The sequence below is a fragment of the Chitinophaga ginsengisoli genome (assembly GCF_003014595.1).
Taxonomy (GTDB): Bacteria; Bacteroidota; Bacteroidia; order Chitinophagales; family Chitinophagaceae; genus Chitinophaga; species Chitinophaga ginsengisoli.
In genome coordinates, this window is sequence record NZ_PYGK01000022.1 from 74246 (window position 1) to 92542 (window position 18297).

Annotated in this window: 11 protein-coding genes; 6 read left to right on the forward strand and 5 right to left on the reverse strand. The window is 46.2% G+C overall.

Annotation, left to right across the window (positions count from 1 at the left end; genetic code table 11):
• Positions 1-119 precede the first annotated feature (119 nt).
• From CLV42_RS31725 to CLV42_RS31750, 6 genes are all read left to right on the forward strand, one after another.
• The gene (locus CLV42_RS31725) at positions 120-533 is read left to right on the forward strand and encodes a response regulator (protein ID WP_106605966.1); all 414 of its coding nucleotides are present in this window, start codon (positions 120-122) and stop codon (positions 531-533) included.
• 30 nt (positions 534-563) lie between these two features.
• Positions 564-4625 carry a DEAD/DEAH box helicase gene (locus CLV42_RS31730; protein ID WP_106605967.1) on the forward strand — a complete coding sequence of 1354 codons (4062 nt, stop codon included), beginning with the start codon at positions 564-566 and terminating at the stop codon, positions 4623-4625.
• Positions 4626-5079: 454 nt separating this feature from the next.
• Complete coding sequence (locus tag CLV42_RS31735; protein ID WP_106605968.1) at positions 5080-5583, forward strand: RNA polymerase sigma factor; 504 nt, start codon at positions 5080-5082, stop codon at positions 5581-5583.
• A 5-nt stretch (positions 5584-5588) separates the two neighbouring features.
• Complete coding sequence (locus CLV42_RS31740) at positions 5589-6245, forward strand: hypothetical protein (protein WP_106605969.1); 657 nt, start codon at positions 5589-5591, stop codon at positions 6243-6245.
• 9 nt (positions 6246-6254) lie between these two features.
• The gene (locus CLV42_RS31745) at positions 6255-6734 is read left to right on the forward strand and encodes a YdeI/OmpD-associated family protein (RefSeq protein ID WP_106605970.1); all 480 of its coding nucleotides are present in this window, start codon (positions 6255-6257) and stop codon (positions 6732-6734) included.
• Between the two features lie 51 nt (positions 6735-6785).
• Complete coding sequence (locus CLV42_RS31750; protein WP_106605971.1) at positions 6786-9575, forward strand: PAS domain S-box protein; 2790 nt, start codon at positions 6786-6788, stop codon at positions 9573-9575.
• A gap of 81 nt (positions 9576-9656) precedes the next feature.
• Here the strand turns inward: CLV42_RS31750 and CLV42_RS31755 are convergent, their stop codons facing one another.
• From CLV42_RS31755 to CLV42_RS31775, 5 genes are all read right to left on the reverse strand, one after another.
• Positions 9657-12242 carry a fibronectin type III domain-containing protein gene (locus CLV42_RS31755; protein ID WP_146154539.1) on the reverse strand — a complete coding sequence of 862 codons (2586 nt, stop codon included), beginning with the start codon at positions 12240-12242 and terminating at the stop codon, positions 9657-9659.
• Positions 12243-12464: 222 nt separating this feature from the next.
• Positions 12465-13901, reverse strand: coding sequence for a phytoene desaturase family protein (locus tag CLV42_RS31760; RefSeq protein ID WP_106605973.1), 1437 nt, complete (start codon positions 13899-13901; stop codon positions 12465-12467).
• 196 nt (positions 13902-14097) lie between these two features.
• On the reverse strand, positions 14098-15582 hold the full coding sequence (locus CLV42_RS31765; RefSeq protein ID WP_106605974.1) for a hypothetical protein: 1485 nt from the start codon (positions 15580-15582) through the stop codon (positions 14098-14100).
• Between the two features lie 10 nt (positions 15583-15592).
• Positions 15593-16939, reverse strand: a complete 1347-nt coding sequence (locus CLV42_RS31770; protein WP_106605975.1) for a hypothetical protein — start codon at positions 16937-16939, stop codon at positions 15593-15595.
• A gap of 26 nt (positions 16940-16965) precedes the next feature.
• Positions 16966-18297 carry a RagB/SusD family nutrient uptake outer membrane protein gene (locus CLV42_RS31775; protein WP_245901790.1) on the reverse strand — a complete coding sequence of 444 codons (1332 nt, stop codon included), beginning with the start codon at positions 18295-18297 and terminating at the stop codon, positions 16966-16968.

Sequence of the window (18297 nt, forward strand, 5' to 3'; positions counted from 1 at the left end):
TCAATTTTTCTCTAAGTTGTGTTTACAGTTCTAAGGGAACTTAGTTCTATACCATATAGATGCTATGTAATATGTGGTTTGAAGTAAGTACTTTTGTTTCCATAAAAACAACTTAACAAATGCAACTTTTAGGCCATTCGAAGAGGCTGATCCTGTTGGCAGAAGATGATATTGATGACCAGGAGCTGCTAGAAAATGCGATTGAAGAAATAGACCCCAGCTGGCAACTGGTATGCATTCCCAACGGCAGAAAATTTGTCAAATACCTGGACAGTATCGGAGAAGAGGAATTACCAGCGCTCATGATCCTGGATTATAACATTCCGGAACTGACGGGTGTAGAAGTTGTCAAAGAACTAAACGATCAGGGACGTTTCAGCGATATTCCGAAAATTATCTGGAGCACTTCTACTTCACCTATATTCAAAGCTAAAAGCATCGAACTGGGGGTTAAGGACTATATTACCAAACCCAGCGACCTGGCCTCTTTCCGGACAACTGCAGCCTATATGCTTTCTTTTGTCAAACAATGAACGGCGGATAAAATGTAGATTGCACCAACGATGGTGAATCTTTCCTTTTACAAAGAACAATATCAATCCCTGGATGCCGACACAAGGATCATCGTTGACGTACTATCCGTCTATCTTTATCCATTGGAGCGGTATACGTTTATTGACGCGGTGAACCGCGTCAGGGAAATGCCACAGGACAGGATTATCGACATACTGGAACTGCTGAAAGAAAAAGGCCTGGGGAGTTACAACCTGGCCGGTAACTATTCACTGATACCAGAACTGGGCTTTCTCCTGTTTCCAGATAATATCCGCCAGCCGCAGTACCTCCGCCTGCTCGATCACGCCAAACCATACTCTTTTTATAGTACCAGTGCACGCCTGCAGGAACTGCAGCAGCTGCTGACAGCTTTCTTTACAGGAGAAAAATCCTTATTGCTGCCCCCGGTAAGAAAGATCTCTTTTGAGCTGCAGGAATATTTTCCCTACCTGTGCTATCTGCTATACTATTCTGAGTATAAAGATTTACTCCGTTTGTTTGATACAGATAGTATCATAAAAATATACACGGCAGCTGTAAGACAGCATTTGCTGGCGATGGCCCCCCTGGATGCATTACATGCGTTCGGCCTACAGACGGCCGCATTTATCAGAGTGGAAGCGTCTGCGCTTGCCCATGCTGAAGTGGCATTACAGGAAGGTTATATCAAGGAAGACATTCAAGGCACCGATGCACTCTACGCAGGTGCCGTAATACAGCTATATGAAGGCCTGCCGGACAAAGCCCTGGTATTATTTGAACAGGGCATCAAACAACAGCGGCTGCAGGATAAAAAGAACAGTATCCCCGTGTCTCCGCTTTTTGCCTTTTTGTATGCCTATACCTTAACGGTATTACCGGAGGAAAAAACATACACTGTCATCAATAAAATCCTGACGGCTTATGACAAAAAGCTGTTCCAGGATATCACACCAGCTATCAGTCTGTTACAGTTCCACAACGGCAGGAAAGAACGGGCAGAACATATGTTACAGATCCTGCTGGAAACAACTTCCCGGCAACAGGATAAACATCTACTCAGTTATCTTTCACTGGTATGCCTGCAGGCTTTCTATCCTAAAAGCAAGCTGCTGAAAACATATGCTCCTTTCATTAAGGAGGTGCTTTACAAGGGCATACATCATCATTACCGCCTGCTGACGTATGAACTGCTATATCTTTTCCGGGAGCAGGCGTACCTGGGCACAGAAAAAACCTTCCGTGATCTGGCTGTTTTCCTGGGTAAACAGCCCATCTTCTCCCGTATGCAAGCCGTACCTGAATGGGAACGGCTATTGAATACGCTGATCCTGTCCGACGTCAATAAACCGCTAAAAGAAAAGACACCGGCCCTTACCCGCCTGGTCTATCTGATAGACCTAAGCAGATCAGAGATAGTGCCGGTTATACAAACGCACCAGGGAGATGCCGGCTGGAGCCGTGGCAGACCTACAGACCTGAAAAAGCTCAAGGAAGGACAGCTGGAAAACATGACAGACCATGATATGCGGATAGCAGGTACCATCCTGAAAGAAAGCTATCATACCTATGGTACAGAGTCTTATATTTTTGGAGAAAGGGTCTGGCAGGAAATAACCGGACATCCCTATCTTTTTTTACTGGAAGATCCCACCGTTCCTGTAGAAGTGATCAAGGCGCAGCCGGAACTGATCGTAAATGGAACTGGCAAAGGATATATATTCAGCACCAACATCAGCGATTATACACGCGAAATAGTACTGATAAAAGAGACACCTACCCGTGTAAGAGTGATCAGACTGACGCAGCAGCAACGGTCTGTCTTCCAGACATTAAAACAGATCGGTACCGTACCTGCAGAGGGTAAGGAGAAGTTGTTACAGGCCCTGCGGAATATCGGTGCACATATTACCGTTCATTCCAATTTAGACGACACCGCCACTTTAAATATAAAGCAACGCGCCGCTGATGCACGTATACGGGTACAATTGCAACCCACCGGGGATGCGCTTAAAGCCTCCTTCTTCGTAAAGCCATTTGCAGTTGATCCTCCTTATTGTAAACCGGGTGAGGGCGCCCGTCATCTCATTGGGGTTACCAATGGGGAAAGATGTCAGGCCATCAGGGACCTGGAGGCAGAGAAAAGCAATCTGGCAAAATTGATGATCCTGATACAGGAATCTGTCGCACAGGAAGTCGTGGATGATACCATTTTCTTTGATGATCCGCTGGACTGCCTGCAGCTGCTCGAAGTAATATACCGGCACCCTGAACTGGCGGTAGCGGAATGGCCGGAAGGACAGAAACTGAAAGTCAGGGGAGTGGCGCATCAGACACAATTACGTGTAACGATCCGTAAAGTGGATGGAAAATGGTTTACCTGCAACGGAGAACTCAAAATAGATGAAGACACTGTCTTGTCTTTAAAGGAGCTACTGGATGCAGTGAAGCTGAACCCTACGCGGTTCATCACCTTACGCAACGGGGAGTTCCTTTCCCTTACCACAAAACTGCACAGGCAACTCAATGAACTGGCCAGCATTGCACTGGCCGAACATGAGCAGATACATATCCGGCCGCTGGCTGCCCATATGCTGGATGAATTGCTGGAAGGTGCCGGCGAAGTAGATACTGATGAACACTGGAAGGCTTTACGTGCCAGGCAGGCAAGTGCTGAAGATATTCATCCCGAGGTACCGGCTACCCTACAAACGCAATTACGCCCTTACCAGGAAGAAGGCTTCCGCTGGATGGTACGGTTGGCAGGCTGGGGCGCAGGGGCTTGCCTGGCGGATGATATGGGGCTCGGTAAGACCATACAGGCTATCACCATGTTACTATACCGGGCCAGCGAAGGACCAGCACTGGTAGTATGTCCGGCTTCGGTACTGCCTAACTGGGCGAATGAACTATACAGGTTTGCGCCTTCCCTGCAGGTAAAACAGATCACCAATGGCAGCAGGTCGGCAGTGCTGAAAACAGCCGGACCTTTTGATATCGTCCTTATCACCTACGGCATATTGCAATCAGAAGATAAACTACTGGCAGGCGTTCATTGGAACACCATTGTACTCGATGAGGCCCATACCATTAAAAACTACCAGACTAAAACCTCCAGGGCAGCCATGGCATTACAGGCCGGCTTCAAACTGATCCTGACGGGGACCCCGGTACAGAATCACCTGACGGAAATATGGAACCTGTTCAACTTTATTAATCCCGGACTGCTCGGCAATCTCCAACACTTCAACAAACAATTTGCCACACCAGTCGTCTATAATGCGGAAAGCAGTGTCACCAAACATCTCAGGAAATTAATCGGCCCCTTCATGTTACGCCGCACCAAAACGGCGGTACTGGATGAACTGCCGGAGAAAACTGAGATCGTTAAAATGGTGTCTCTCTCGCCGGATGAAGCGGCATTCTATGAGGCTATGCGCCGGAATGCGGTAGAGAATATCAAAAAATATAGCCAGGAAAAGAATAGCAAACAACATCTGAACACGCTGACGGAAATAGGCAAACTACGAATGGCGGCATGTAATGCCCGGATGATAGATCCGGAGATAGATATACACTCGTCCAAACTGACCGTGTTCCTGGAGATAGTGAAGGAACTGATCGACAACAACCATCGCGCGCTGGTGTTCAGTCAGTATGTGCGTCACCTGGAACTGGTACGGCAGGCACTTGATGAATTGTGTATATCCTATTGTTATCTGGATGGTAGTACGCCTATCCCTACAAGAGAAAAAGTAGTGCAGCAATTCCAGTCAGGAGAAGGATCACTATTCCTGATTAGCCTGAAAGCGGGAGGAACTGGACTAAATCTAACCGCAGCTGACTATGTGATACATCTTGATCCCTGGTGGAACCCCGCTGTTGAAGAACAGGCATCTGACAGGGCTTACCGCATTGGCCAGACAAGGCCCGTTACTATTTACCGGCTGGTAGCAAAACATACCATCGAAGAAAAGATCATTGCCCTGCATCATAGTAAAAGAGACCTGGCCGACAGGCTGCTGGAAGGAAGTGATATCAGCGGGAAATTATCAACTGAAGAATTGCTTTCGTTGATTGCGAAGGGGTAATAACGACGTTAAACAAACGAATAGGATCAACGATAGAAATACCTGATAGATTTTTAATAATTTATCGATCAAAAAATGCGGAATTTTTATTCCACAACGCTATTTTTTGCATTTTAATATTAAATATTTCAAAAAGAGAAGAAATAATTTCCTGATATCAAAATTTGATTATCTTTAGCGTATACTATCCTATGAAACACCTTTTTACTTCGGCTCGAATCCCGCTATGGCGTGCAGTTTGAGCCGAAGCTTGAAAATCTTAAAGATAATTTTTACTATCCTATGAATTACCTGCCTTTGTTTTAAAAAGGCGTCAGAAAACCTTAATAATCCCAACCCCATATTGTTATTATCACTACTTTCAGGACCGGCTGGTATCCTGTTGTGATTTTTTGTTCCCCGCTGCGAATAATAAGGTAAAATATCTTATTCGTGACCTTAATTATAACCTTATATGACCTCTTCAAAAGAAGATAATGTCTTCCTATCGGTAATAGAACAGCATAAAGGAATTATCTATAAAATAGCGAACTCCTATTGCAAAAATACTGAGGACAGGAAAGACCTTATCCAGGAGATCGTCTTCCAGTTATGGCGATCGTTCGGCAGGTACAATGATCAGTATAAATACTCCACCTGGCTATACAGAATAGCCCTGAATGTGGCCATCTCCTTTTACCGCAAAGACAGCAAAAGAACGGACCGTACCTCCGGACTGACAGCTGATATCATAATAGTTGCGGAAGAAAAAGAAGACACCGGGCCACAGCTGCACCTCCTTCAACGTTTCATTAGCGAATTACCGGAACTGGACAGGGCGATCATGATCCTTTACCTGGAAGAAAAAAGCTACAGGGAAATGGCGGATATCCTTGGACTCACGGAAACAAATATTGCAACGAAGATCAACCGCATCAAAAACAAACTGAAAACAAAATTCTCCACTATTCATAATTAATTAACATGGACGATATCACACTAAAAGAAATGTGGGCTGGTTATGATAAGAAGCTGGAAAAATCACTCGCACTTAATTACCGTCTCATTACTGAAATACAAACGCAAAAAGCCCGGACTGCCTTACGCCCATTGAAAGCAATCAAGATCATTGCAGTCGTGTTAGGGATCCTATGGTCATTATTGCTGTCTGTACTTGTATGCCTGGCCTTATCCGCCATGACGTATTACCGGCACTTCTTTGTCATCTCTGCGCTGGCTGTTATTATTATCACAGTAGCTGCCATCATTGTTTATATCAAACAGATCGTACTTATTCAACAGATCGACAATAGTATGCATGTGATGGAAACACAGCGTAAACTTGCATCGCTTCAATCTTCCACTATCAATATTACCCGGATACTATTTCTCTCGGCACCATTTTACACTACCTTTTACATTAACAAAAGTATGTTCGAACATGGGACCATCGGGCTTTGGGTATTGCAGCTGACTGTTACCACTGTATTCACGATAATGTCCATCTGGATATACCGTAATACCCGGATGGAGAATGCTGATAAACGCTGGTTTAAGTTTATATTTGGCAGCAGTGAATGGACCTCCGTTACAAAGGCGATGAATTTCCTGAAAGAGATCGACGCTTACGAAAAAGAATAAATCTGCAACATGTCAAAGAAAGTAACTTTTGATGCTGTAATAGAACAATTCGGCGGTATGAATGCCGGTTATGTTGTGTTCCCCTATGATGTACTGGAATTGTATGGTGTAAAAGGTCAGGTGAAGGTAAAGGCATTAATAGATGGCAAGGTTACCTATAGAGGTAGCCTGTCGAAAATGGGTACTCCTTTTCATGCACTTGGCATTACCCAGGCCATCCGGAAAGAGTTGGGAAAAGAATTGGGAGATACGATCCACATTGTATTGGAGCAGGATACGGAACCACGGGAGGTGATATTACCCGAAGAAGTAGCCGCCCTTTTCTCTAAACATCCCAAAGCAAGGGCTTTCTTTGATAAGCTGTCTTATACTGACAGGAAGGAATATGTTGTATGGATCACCTCCGCTAAAAGAGAAGAAACCAAACAAAACAGGCTCAACCTTTTGATTGAAAAACTGGAAAATGGCAGAAAGTTAAACGACAAGTAAATATTCAGCTGATTTATTAACTTGTAGCAGTTACTGTATGCCAAAGAGAAAATGAGTGAAGTGCCAAGACCTGATAAATCTATTCCCAGAGACCAGGAATTACAGATAAAATTTGCATTACATGCTGCCGGGATCGGCATATGGGATGTAGATATACTTAACCGTCAAATCGTGCTGGATGACCGGTGCAGAGTACTTTTCTGCCTGGATGAGAAGGAAGAGCCTACCTATGAATCTGTCATGGGACATATCCATCCCTCCGATCAACCGGCTATCATAGAAGCGGTAAAACAGGCTTTACAACCCGATGCAGACCATCTGTTCAATATTCGCTTCAGATGTATTACTGAAGACAATAAAAATGTGTTGTGGCTGAATGTTAAAGGACAGGCATACTTTAGTGTTGAAGGGATAGCTACCCGTCTTTCAGGTATCAGCCAGGATATTACGGCCGAAGTAACCGCTAACGCAAAAGCCCAGGCAGCAGAAAGAATGGCTGCGCTTGCCGTTGATGCATCTGATGCAGGTATCTTCGCAATAGACCTCATCAATAATACCATCGACTTTTCTCCCAATTTATATTACATCCTGACCGGCAACAGGGATACGGTCATTAAAGACCGCGATGTATTGATCAGCCATGTGCATCCCGACGACAAAATAATAAGAGAACAGGCCTATGAAGAAGCCGAAAACACCGGCACGCTTCATTATGAGGCCCGCTTCATCTGGGATGACGGTTCCATCCATTGGGGGAAGTTGCGCGGTAAATATGAATACGATATAAACGGTACACCTGTTTCTTTCTCCGGCATCTGCCTGGACATTACTGCTCAGAAAGAACAGGACAGACTGTTAAAAGAAGTAGAACAACGTTTTTCTCTCTCGTTTAATAATGCCGCTATTGGAATGGCCTTCCTTGACGGACAAGGCAGATTCCGGATGCTGAACAAGGCATTCGCGGTATTATTAGGATATCATGCAGAAGAGCTCACCGGCAAATCCTATCTCGACATTATACATACAGATTACCGGAAGGAGAACAACCAGCTTTTCGAAGAGCTCCTGCAGGGGAAACGGGACGTCTTTAACCAAATAAAACGTTACCGGCGGAAAGATGGTAGCAACCGTTGGGTACAGGTAAATATAGCTGGCATCAATGATCAGAATAACAGTAAAGAGAATATACTGGTGATCTCCTTCGATATCAGTAATGAGGTGGCCGCCAGAAAGGAACAGCAAAAGTTGCTGACGCTGGTGGAAAACAGCGGTGACCTCATTGCTGTTGCCAACATGGATGGCACTATAACTTATATGAACGATGCCGGTATGAAGCTGCTTGGAATAGGTAATAAACTATCTGCCCTCACCCGCAATATCAGGGATATATTCACACTGGAACACCTGTTAGAACTGGAAAGGGAGGTCCTGCCCGCTGTTGTCAATACAGGCAAATGGATGGGAAGACAATATTATACCCATCAGGGAACAGGTGAACAGATCCCTTTTCATACCAATGCGTTCAGACTCGATAGTCCCATGAGTGGCGAACCTATCGCGGTTGCCTGTGTGGCACGTGACCTCAGAGCGGAACTGGATGTACAACAGGCCTTGCTTGAAAGTGAAGCCCGTTTCCGTTCATTGGTAGAAGAAGCGCCCGTGGCGACAGCTCTCTTCGTAGGCCCTCGGTTTATTATAGAAGTAGCTAATGAACCCATGATCCGATTCTGGGGCAAAGGGTATGCTGTATTGGGCAAACCATTGGGAATAGCTGTACCTGAATTGAATGATCAACCCTTCATGAAGATACTGGACAACGTATATTCCTCCGGTATCCCCCATCATGAAAAAGAAGCCAGGTCAGTGCTGGTCATTAATGGTAAACCAGAGATCTTCTACTTCAATTTCACCTATAAGCCACTGCTGAATGCCGCAGGAGAAGTGTATGCTGTTGTGGATATGACCATCGACGTTACAGAACAGGTGCTGGCACGAAATAAACTACTCGTATATCAAAATACACTGGAACTGGAAGTGGCAGAAAGAACGGAAGAACTGGCCGCCTCCAATGAAGAACTGGCCGCAATGAACGAAGAGTTGCAGGATGCCAACCTTAACCTCGTACGCTCCAACCTGGAACTGGAACAATATGCATACGTAGCCAGCCACGACCTGCAGGAACCATTGCGAAAGATCCGTATCTATGCCGACCTCTTGAATCACCAGGAAGATCTTCCTCTCCATCATAAACGCTTAGTGGAAAAGATCAACCAGTCCTCCGAGAGAATGTCCATGCTCATCAAAGATCTGCTGGAATTTTCACGCCTGCTGGAAAAAGGGAACATGATGCGGGAAATAGATCTTACGATTATGCTGCAAAGTGTGATCAGCGATTTTGAATTGGTCATAGAGGAAAAGCAGGCGGAAATCGTTATAGGACCATTACCGGTTATACAAGGCATTCCCCTGCAGATCAACCAGCTATTTTATAACCTGATGAGCAATGCGCTGAAGTTTACGCAGCCAGACGTTCGTCCGGTGATTGAAATTATATCCCGGCCCATTTCAGGAGAACTGGCCGGTATCTATCTGGGCAAGCCAGATCGTCATAAACAATACTTTGATATTTCCTTTAGCGACAATGGTATTGGCTTTGATCAGAAATATGCAGACCAGATCTTTGAAGTCTTTAAACGCCTGCATAACCGTTCCGAATATCCCGGTTCTGGTATAGGGTTATCACTATGCAGACGTATCATGGCCAACCATGCCGGACATCTGCATGTAGAATCTTCGCCAGGTAAAGGCGCGACCTTCCACATTATCATAGCAGGCGTGTAACAGCTACTAACATTTGACGATTTATAAATGAAAGTTCCGGCCCACCGTAGGCAGACCGGAACTACTATTATATAACTTTGATTAACGGGAAGTATTGCTTACTACGATCTTCTCCTTCTGGATCACCTGTTTATTGTCCCTCACGGTAACAATGTACACGCCATCCGGCAGGGAAGAAATGTTCAGGTTGTTGTAATTCCCTTTTATCCGCTGGGACAGTCTTCTTACACCAGCAATACTGTATACATCTACAGTATACACTTTGTCACCTGCAGGCAAAGAAAGGTTCAGCGTATTGCTGGCAGGGTTAGGCCAGATATTCAATACTGATTTTTCCTTCACCGGAGCTACTGCCGTTGTATTGATATTGAGTGGCTGCGGATAAGTGAACGGAAAATCTATCTGCGCCTGTTTAAACTGCATCTCCACATCTTTTGACCAACCAAAAGCAGTATCTGCCTGCGCCTCAAGACTGAATTGTGCTGCGCCGCTCCAGAAGTGTATAAATTCTCCCAGGTTCAGGTTACGGGTATATTCACCATTATGCTGCGGAAAATATTGCGCCAGCAGGTCAAAATAACGGTTTAATGCCGCACTGGAATCTGCCCTGTCATAGATCGGGAAGAACCAGTCACGGAACCAATGTGTTCCAGGTTTAGGGAAACTTTCCTCTTTCACCACAAAATCATTGTAAGCCTGCTGAGCATCTCCTGTCCATCCAAGGCGTTTCATGACGTCATAGATGAATATTTCCGCCCATTTGCTGTCACCCCATATAGGGAATGAAGGTGAGTTATGAATGCCTTTGCTGCCGCCTTCCACGATATGACCTACTTCATGAATGGAAGCATGCAGGTTCCAGCCTTCCCTGGTTTCCCAGCTTCCACCCAGGTCGCCGGAGTTCTTATAGTCATGATCGGCATCAAATACTACTGACGGATGTCCGCCGGAATATCCTGCTTTGCTATGGAAGATCATATTCACTTTAGGATCGCTGAAAGAACCATAGTTTTGTTTTACATACTCCCATACATCTGTGAAGTCCTGGTTCATCCAGGTAGCAGAACGACTTACAGCGTCGTCAAACCAGATATTTACGCTGCTGTTGCTATATACCCGCGACAATAATTCCGTATGACCAGCCCAGTGTTCCTGCCACGTTGCAGGTACAACATCAGTCAGGGTAGTATTACGGCCTGCTATCCATGCAGATACACCATTTGCATTTTCAGCTCTCACCCTGTAGTAATAAGTGGTCAAGGGCGCCAGGTCCAGCGAGAAATAGCGGCTGGTATTCGCAGCCAGTACAAACGCATCATCCCAGTTCAGTGTATCTGTAGTTCTTTCCAGGCGATAGCTGGTTTCTGTTGCAGCATTGTCCTGCCAGTTCAGGAGGATCTGATTACTGGAAACCGTCTGTGTTGTAAATCCGCTCGGAGCGGCAGGAGCGGAGGTATCTACGGCACCAGCGCCTGCACCAAATATTTCCAGTTCCGCCAGTTGTGTAATACCAGCACCGTTATTAGCCGTAATATTTAAACGGTAATATTGATAGGAAGTGGTGTTAGGCACTACATAAGTACGTTTCTTAAATCTTGTCGTGAACAGCTGATTAGTCTGTACCTGCAGATCCGTCCAGGTAGTACCATTGTTAGAACCCTGGAATATCCAGTTCTTCGGGTCCCTGTCTGCCGCATCATTTGCGGCAGTAATGCTGTACTTTGTAGCAACAGCACCACCCGGTAAGTAATAACGGATCCAGGTCACAGGCGCCCATGCCAGGTATTTGCTGTAAGTATTGTTATCTACCACTTTCGCCAATCCTTCCACACCCGTAGTATTGTACTGATCTGTTACCACAGCATCTGTAAAGTTGGTGATATCAGTACCGGTAGGCACATCAGCGGTTGTCACAACAGCAGAAGTATCTGCAACAGATACACCGGTAGCGTTTACCGCTCTTACCCGGTAGATGAAGCTGGTGCCGATGCTCAGCGACGAATCTGTATAAGAGGTCACATTAGCACCTACGGTTGCACGTGGCAGGAAGGTGATGGCGTCCAGCGAACTTTCAATACGGTAACCTGTTTCATTGGTCGCATTGTCAGACCAGCTGAGGCTTGCCTTATAACCTGGCTGCAATGTAGCGGTCAATCCGCTCGGCCCGGAAGCGGGTCCGCCTAAAGTACCTGTCAGCTCCCATTCAGAGAACTGGATAGCACCTGCACCGTTATTAGCAGTAATATTTAACCGGTAATAGAGATAAGGCGTTGTGTTGGTAAATGAATACGTTTTCACCTGGAAACGTGCAGTAAAAGCCTGACCTGTCCGGGTATCCAGTGTAGTCCATGTTTTACCATCATCAGAGGCCTGTAGGTTCCAGTCTTTCGGGTCCCTGGTATCAAAATCATTTGCAGAAGTGATAGAATACTGGTTAACGATCGCCGATCTGGCGGCTTCAAACTGTATCCAGATCGCTGTTTTGTCAATGTAATACTTCGTATTGACATTGTTATCTATCACCTTAGGATAGTTCTCTGCTGCATTCGAGTTGGAATACTGTACCGTCAGTACGCCGGCGGCAGATGTTATGTCAGTCTGTGCGAGGGCCGGCACAGTACTGCATAGCAGGGTTACATACAAAGACAACTTTGTAAAATTACGCATACGCATAGTAATTGGTCATTTAAGGTTTGTGAATAAAGGCGCTATTGATTGTTATTAAACATAGGTTCAACGTGAAGTTTTCGCGTGGTCTGACATTGGTTGATACTGAGAGCTCACAAAACGGGTTACACACGTACGATATACGATCATACTAATATAGCAAGCAATTGCAGGCAAAGCTGTCAATGGATATCAAACGGAATGTTAACAGAAGTTAAAGGATCATTTAATCCTGATACCGAAAACATCTTTCAATGCCTTCTTTGCAGCATGATAACCGCACATACCGTGAATACCTCCTCCCGGAGGTGTGGAAGAAGAACATACATAAATACCTTTGGCAGGCGTAGTATAAGGAGACCATCGCATGGCTGGTCGTGTATACAATTGCGTGATATCGAGAATACCACCGTTAATATCTCCACCGATATAATTGGGGTTATAGGTTTCCATGTCGGTTGTATTCATCACGTGCCTGCCAATAATGAGGTCTTTAAAACCCGGCGCAAAACGTTCCACCTGGTTCTCAATAGCTGCCGTCATATCTTTCGTAGACCCATTGGGAACATGACAGTAAGCCCATGCAGTATGCTTGCCTTTCGGCGCACGTGTATTATCAAAGACACTTGTTTGTACAAACAAGGTATACGGTTGATCAGGATGATGTCCATCTGCTGTACGTTGTTCGTTCGCAGCAATTTCTTCAATGGTATTGCCGAGATGAATAGTACCGGCTTCCCTGCAGGCGGCAGCTGTAAATGGAGTCGGCCCATCCAGCGCCCAGTCTACCTTGAACACTCCCATGCCGTAACGGTAACGTTGCAACTGCCATTTGTAAAAAGAGGAAAATCTATCTCCCGTGATCTTTAGTAGCTGACGTGGTGTTACATCCAGCAACACGGCTCTTGAAGGTGGTAATTCTTTCAACGCATTCACATAGGTACCCGTTACAATCTCACCCCCCAGCGAAACAAAATAATTCCCTAAAGCAGTCGCTAACGCGTTTGCACCGCCACGTGGGGTCGGCCATCCACCCGCATGGCTGTTCAGCGTCAGTACGAGTCCGATAGCCGCTGTGGCAATATTCGTCAATGGCTGAATAGCATGTGCCGCCACACCGCCAAACAATCCACGGGCTTCTTTTGTCTTGAAACGTTTAGCCAGGTGCATGGCTGATGGTAAGGCTTTCAGTCCGAATTTTGCCAGTGTCAGCGGATGTTTTGGAAACTGTAATGGCCCCAGTATATCTTCTGTCAGTCCCTTAAAATCTTTCAGTAAGGGCTTGAACAGATTCGTATAAGTATGGCTGTCAGCGCCGAGTAATTGAGCCGTTCTTTCCAGCGAAGGATATAAAGCAGCCGCGGTACCTCCATCAAAAGGATGTGCTGCATCTACAGCAGGATAGAGATACGACAATCCAAATTGCTCAAGCGGTAACTGACTAAAGAAGGGAGAGGTGACCGCCATAGGATGGATCGTGGAACAGATATCATGCATAAACCCCGGCAATGTCAGCTCCTTTGAACGCAGGCCTCCTCCGATCTCATTCCGTCCTTCTATCAGCAATACAGCAAGTCCCTGCTGTTGCATTGCAATAGCTGCTGCCAATCCATTAGGTCCTGATCCGATAACGATGGCGTCGTATTCGTTTTTATGCATTGCGTTCATTTGAAAATCAGGGACCATGATTCAGGGGTTAACGCCCCTCCCGGGGTATCACCGGGTCATTAACCCGGGGGGGTACCACCCGATTGATCCCGGGGTTGTCACCCCGCGCTACAAACAACATGGCTCCTGACGGAGCCTATCGGTGTTTTGTTTACAACCATAGCATCCTGGTCCCTGATTGAATATGTTAATACTGCCCCGCTTCCAGTTTGCTGGGCGATAGCAGGTATTGCTTATCTACTTTGTCTAAAATTACGTAAATCGAATCTTTATTCTGTGTTAAGCCATGAAGAATAATCCGCGTGTCACTGGGTCTTTCGTAGTACAAAACAAACGGGGCATCTTTCTTCTTACTTGTATTCGGACGATCAGTAGCATTGCGCCGCGGCCGTTCGCGGCCCTGGTTAGAAGCGCTTCTGTTCTTATCCCGCAGGGACAGCGCTTGTTTTACGGTGTCAGCTTCGTAGTAAAAGAACCTCCTGCCACCTGCTACACCTGCCAGTTCGAAGTTACGATCTATATCATTCTTCGGGGAACCACCACCGTTGCTGAGGTCCAGCCACACTGGTTTATTCACCTGGTAAGTGATAGTGGACCATTTCTCAAAGGTTACATTCTGCCAACGTATGGAGTCCAGCGGTGAATAAGGGATCACCTTATTATTCAACCGGAATTCCGTCACATTGTAATATCCACGTGTACCAGCCAATCCTTTTTCGACAGGTTGCTTATAAGGATCATACAGATAGTTCCACATCTGCAGGTAAAATAGTATAAATACAAACAACAGAAAAGTACCGGCTTTCAATGCCCAACGTCCATACTTCTGCCATGCTTTCGTGAAGGAAGGATAATAATGTACAGGCACTGTATAACGCTCCAATACCAGCAGGTTGTAGATCTTCGGTACATCATACGCCAGCACAAAGGCACCCAGCAATACAAAGTATGCGGCGTACACATGTACACCTCCATCATAGGCAAGATTCACAAAGGTGATATTAGCCAGTGCTCCTGCCAGCAGCACAGCTCCGATAGCAGCTGTACCACGGAAGAACAACAGCATACCTGCCCCTACTTCCACAATGCCTGCAAACACCTGGTACCAGGGCACAATACCGATCGATAACCAGTAGATCTTCTGTGCGGTAAAATCGCCGAAATTGGTATGCAGATTAGAGATAGATGGATACGGCATCTGTACAGGGAATAACTTGGTATAACCAAACCCGATGATACCTATACCGGCACGGTACCGCACAATTACGCGCAGCCAGTAATACAGCAGATTGTACTCCAGTCTTTTACGATCAAACAAACTCCAGATCACAGCTCCTATAACGGCAATACCCAGTGCAGCTGCCCAACTGGTGTAACTGGCAATTCCCCACCGACCACTCTCCGAATCCACATTCCAGAGATTAGGTTGGAACCGCGCAATATCATATACATCGCGATACTTCAGATGTATCCAGTCCATCGTGAAAAGATGAGTATACCAATTCCAGCTGGTGGGAATACTCATGATCACAAAAAAGATAAAGGCAATGCGGAATGCCCACTTTTGATATGCATTCCAGGGCTTACCCTGTACAGCGGCAGCCTGACTGGTAGTATCCGGTATTATCGGTGCTGCCTGCGTGATGACAGGTGAATTAGCTATATCAGACATAACGTTGATTTTAAAGTTTAAGCGGTTTACGGCGACCTTCAATCAATGGGTATTGCTTGTTGATCTTGTCCAGCACGACATATACAGAATCATGTTTTTCATTGACACCGGACAAAATAATACGGCTGTTGTCGGGTCGCGTATAATGCAGCTCCAGTTTTTCCTGCTGATGGTATTTATTCTTATTCTGCAGGAACAATACCTGGCGGGATGCATCGATACCATAGCTATAGTAATGCCTGCTCTGAGAACCTGCCAGCTCATAATTCTTCTCTTCATCTTTCGGATAGATCTCCTCCGTATTAGCCAGATCGGGGTGTACATAGCGATTGGAACGGATACTGAGCGTAGCCCATTTCTCGAACACCACATCTTTCCAACGCACGGTATCTGTTAGTGAATAGGGTAGCTCCTGGTTATTGATCCGGAACGCTGATACATTGTAGATACCTGCTGCATTGGTCAGTCCGGGTGCTTCCGGATACTGATATCCATTATGCTGATAGCTGGCATAGGTCTTATACCCATACAGGCCTACGAAGAAAAAGATGAACAGGGTCTTCAATACGATCCTTGCACTGCGGTGCCACGGCTTCGCGAAATAAGGCCGTACAGTATTAGGGGCGGTAGGCTGTTCCAGCGTCAGCAGATTAATGATGCGTATTGCATCATATGCCAACAGGAATAAGGCCAGTATCACCAGGTAAAAACTATATGCATATTCGCCGCCCTCATAAGCGAGATTAGACATGAATACATTGCCGGTAAATGTGATGATGATGCCAGCGCCAATAGTGGCGGTTCTTCTGCTGAACAGCAGTAGCCCTGCCACTGTTTCTACCAGTCCCAGGAAGGTCTCCATAGAAGGCACCACACCTGTGCTCATAGCAAAGATCTTCCAGTCCGACAGATCGCCGTACTGTGTATTCAACTGACTGATGGAAGGATATGGCAATTGCTGTGGGAACAATTTCAGCAGCCCATAAGCTATGACGCCGATCGCCAGCCGGTAGCGAACAATGACGCGCAACCAGTAATACAACTGGTTGTACTCCTGGCGTTGCCTATCGAGATAAGTCCAGACCAGTGTGCCGATCAGGGCAATGAAAGCAATAATTCCCCAGTCTGCAAAGCCGCCGAAAGGACTATCAGATGGCAGAAATTTAGGAGTATACCTGGCGAGATAAAAAATATCCCTGAAGCTCAGTGCTCCCCAGTGAATGTGGAATAAGGTACTGAAATACTTCACATCCAGCGGAATACACTGGATGATGAAATAGATGAAAAAGAAGCGGAAGAGGATCTTCCAGGATGCTTTCCACTTTTGCGGTGGTAATAAGTTTGCCGGATGTGTCATACCTGCAATGTTTATGTTGTGAAATATCAATAACCGGGATTAGGATCTAAAGCGCCATCTGCACTCAGTTCCACAGCTGGAATAGGCATCACGTATCTGCGTGCGTCTGTCACACCCAGCACTGTGGCAGCACGGTTGGTTCTCACCAGGTCGTACCAGCGATGAGGCTCAAAGGCAAACTCCAGCCTTCTCTCATTTTCAATGGCCAGCAGGATATCTCCCTGAGAAGTAGCAGTACTGGCTGTCAGCCCCGCCCTGTCTCGCACCGCATCAAGATCTTCCAATGCACCTTCCAGCTCGCCTAATTGCGTCCTAGCCTCTGCACGGATGAGATACTGTTCTGCAATACGTAGTACATAAGCAGGATCGGTAGCAGGACTACGGTAATAGAAGTTGCCATACCACAGTCCCTGGTTCGTAATGGCCACGGCCGCCTTACGGTTACCGCCAATCGCCGGATCATTGATCAGCGCAATAAAGGCGTCGTTAGGCGCCCATTGGCGTGTACCGCCATTGGCAGGGGGCTGCCAGTAACCACGGTGCGCATTCACATTGTTGGCGCTATAGGATATTTCGAAAATCGATTCGTTTGTAGCCACCACATTGTTGGCAAAGAAGGCGCTATATGGCTTTATAAGGCCGTATTTGGCGTCTTGTATCAGTTTTGAGGAATAAGCCTCGGCCTGCTCCCAATTCTGCCTGTAGAGGTAAAAACGGGCCATTAATGCCCATACCGTTTTCCGGGTGGCACGATAACGGTTAGTGGTTTCCGGCAACAGCGGTTCTGCCGTCTGCAGATCACTCAGTACCTGTGCATAGGTCTGCTCCAGGGAACTCCGTTTAAGACCCCTGGTATCGGTGATGTTGGTAGTGGCCTTCAGTACCAGCTGTACGCCGCCCCAGGTACGGGCCAGGTCAAAATAAGCCAGTGCACGTACGAAATAGGCTTCACCTATTAAAGCATTCTTTTCATCCTGCGTAAAGGTCGCATCTATCACGCCGGGTACTTTATCGATGACCTGGTTGGCCCTGTTGATGGTCGAGTAGATGCCTGCCCAGACAGTGGCCACATTGGTATTATCGGCTTTTACATTATGTGAAATGAACTGCTGTATCACCGACTGCGATCCCGTCCACTGGATATTGTCACCAGATAAATAACCAATGGTCTGAAAGAGAGAACCATAATAGGCATCATCCCCCAACTCACGATATACGCCTCTTACCGCGGTTTGTGCGGAAGCTTCATCAACAATGGTCGCATCATCCGAAACGGAATCGCGGGGCTGCACGTCCAGGAAGTCTTTGCAGGACGTGAACAAGAATACAAGTGGTAATATGCGGATAAGTAATTTCAT

What these genes read in the sequence shown, in the direction of transcription:
- CLV42_RS31730 (WP_106605967.1), top strand. Translation starts at nt 564, where the DNA reads ATGGTGAATCTTTCCTTTTACAAAGAACAATATCAATCCCTGGATGCC.
- CLV42_RS31735 (WP_106605968.1), top strand. Translation starts at nt 5,080, where the DNA reads ATGACCTCTTCAAAAGAAGATAATGTCTTCCTATCGGTAATAGAACAG.
- CLV42_RS31760 (WP_106605973.1), bottom strand. Translation starts at nt 13,901, where the DNA reads ATGCATAAAAACGAATACGACGCCATCGTTATCGGATCAGGACCTAAT.
- CLV42_RS31755 (WP_146154539.1), bottom strand. Translation starts at nt 12,242, where the DNA reads ATGCGTAATTTTACAAAGTTGTCTTTGTATGTAACCCTGCTATGCAGT.
- CLV42_RS31725 (WP_106605966.1), top strand. Translation starts at nt 120, where the DNA reads ATGCAACTTTTAGGCCATTCGAAGAGGCTGATCCTGTTGGCAGAAGAT.
- CLV42_RS31745 (WP_106605970.1), top strand. Translation starts at nt 6,255, where the DNA reads ATGTCAAAGAAAGTAACTTTTGATGCTGTAATAGAACAATTCGGCGGT.
- CLV42_RS31770 (WP_106605975.1), bottom strand. Translation starts at nt 16,939, where the DNA reads ATGACACATCCGGCAAACTTATTACCACCGCAAAAGTGGAAAGCATCC.
- CLV42_RS31740 (WP_106605969.1), top strand. Translation starts at nt 5,589, where the DNA reads ATGGACGATATCACACTAAAAGAAATGTGGGCTGGTTATGATAAGAAG.
- CLV42_RS31765 (WP_106605974.1), bottom strand. Translation starts at nt 15,582, where the DNA reads ATGTCTGATATAGCTAATTCACCTGTCATCACGCAGGCAGCACCGATA.
- CLV42_RS31750 (WP_106605971.1), top strand. Translation starts at nt 6,786, where the DNA reads ATGAGTGAAGTGCCAAGACCTGATAAATCTATTCCCAGAGACCAGGAA.
- CLV42_RS31775 (WP_245901790.1), bottom strand. Translation starts at nt 18,297, where the DNA reads ATGAAATTACTTATCCGCATATTACCACTTGTATTCTTGTTCACGTCC.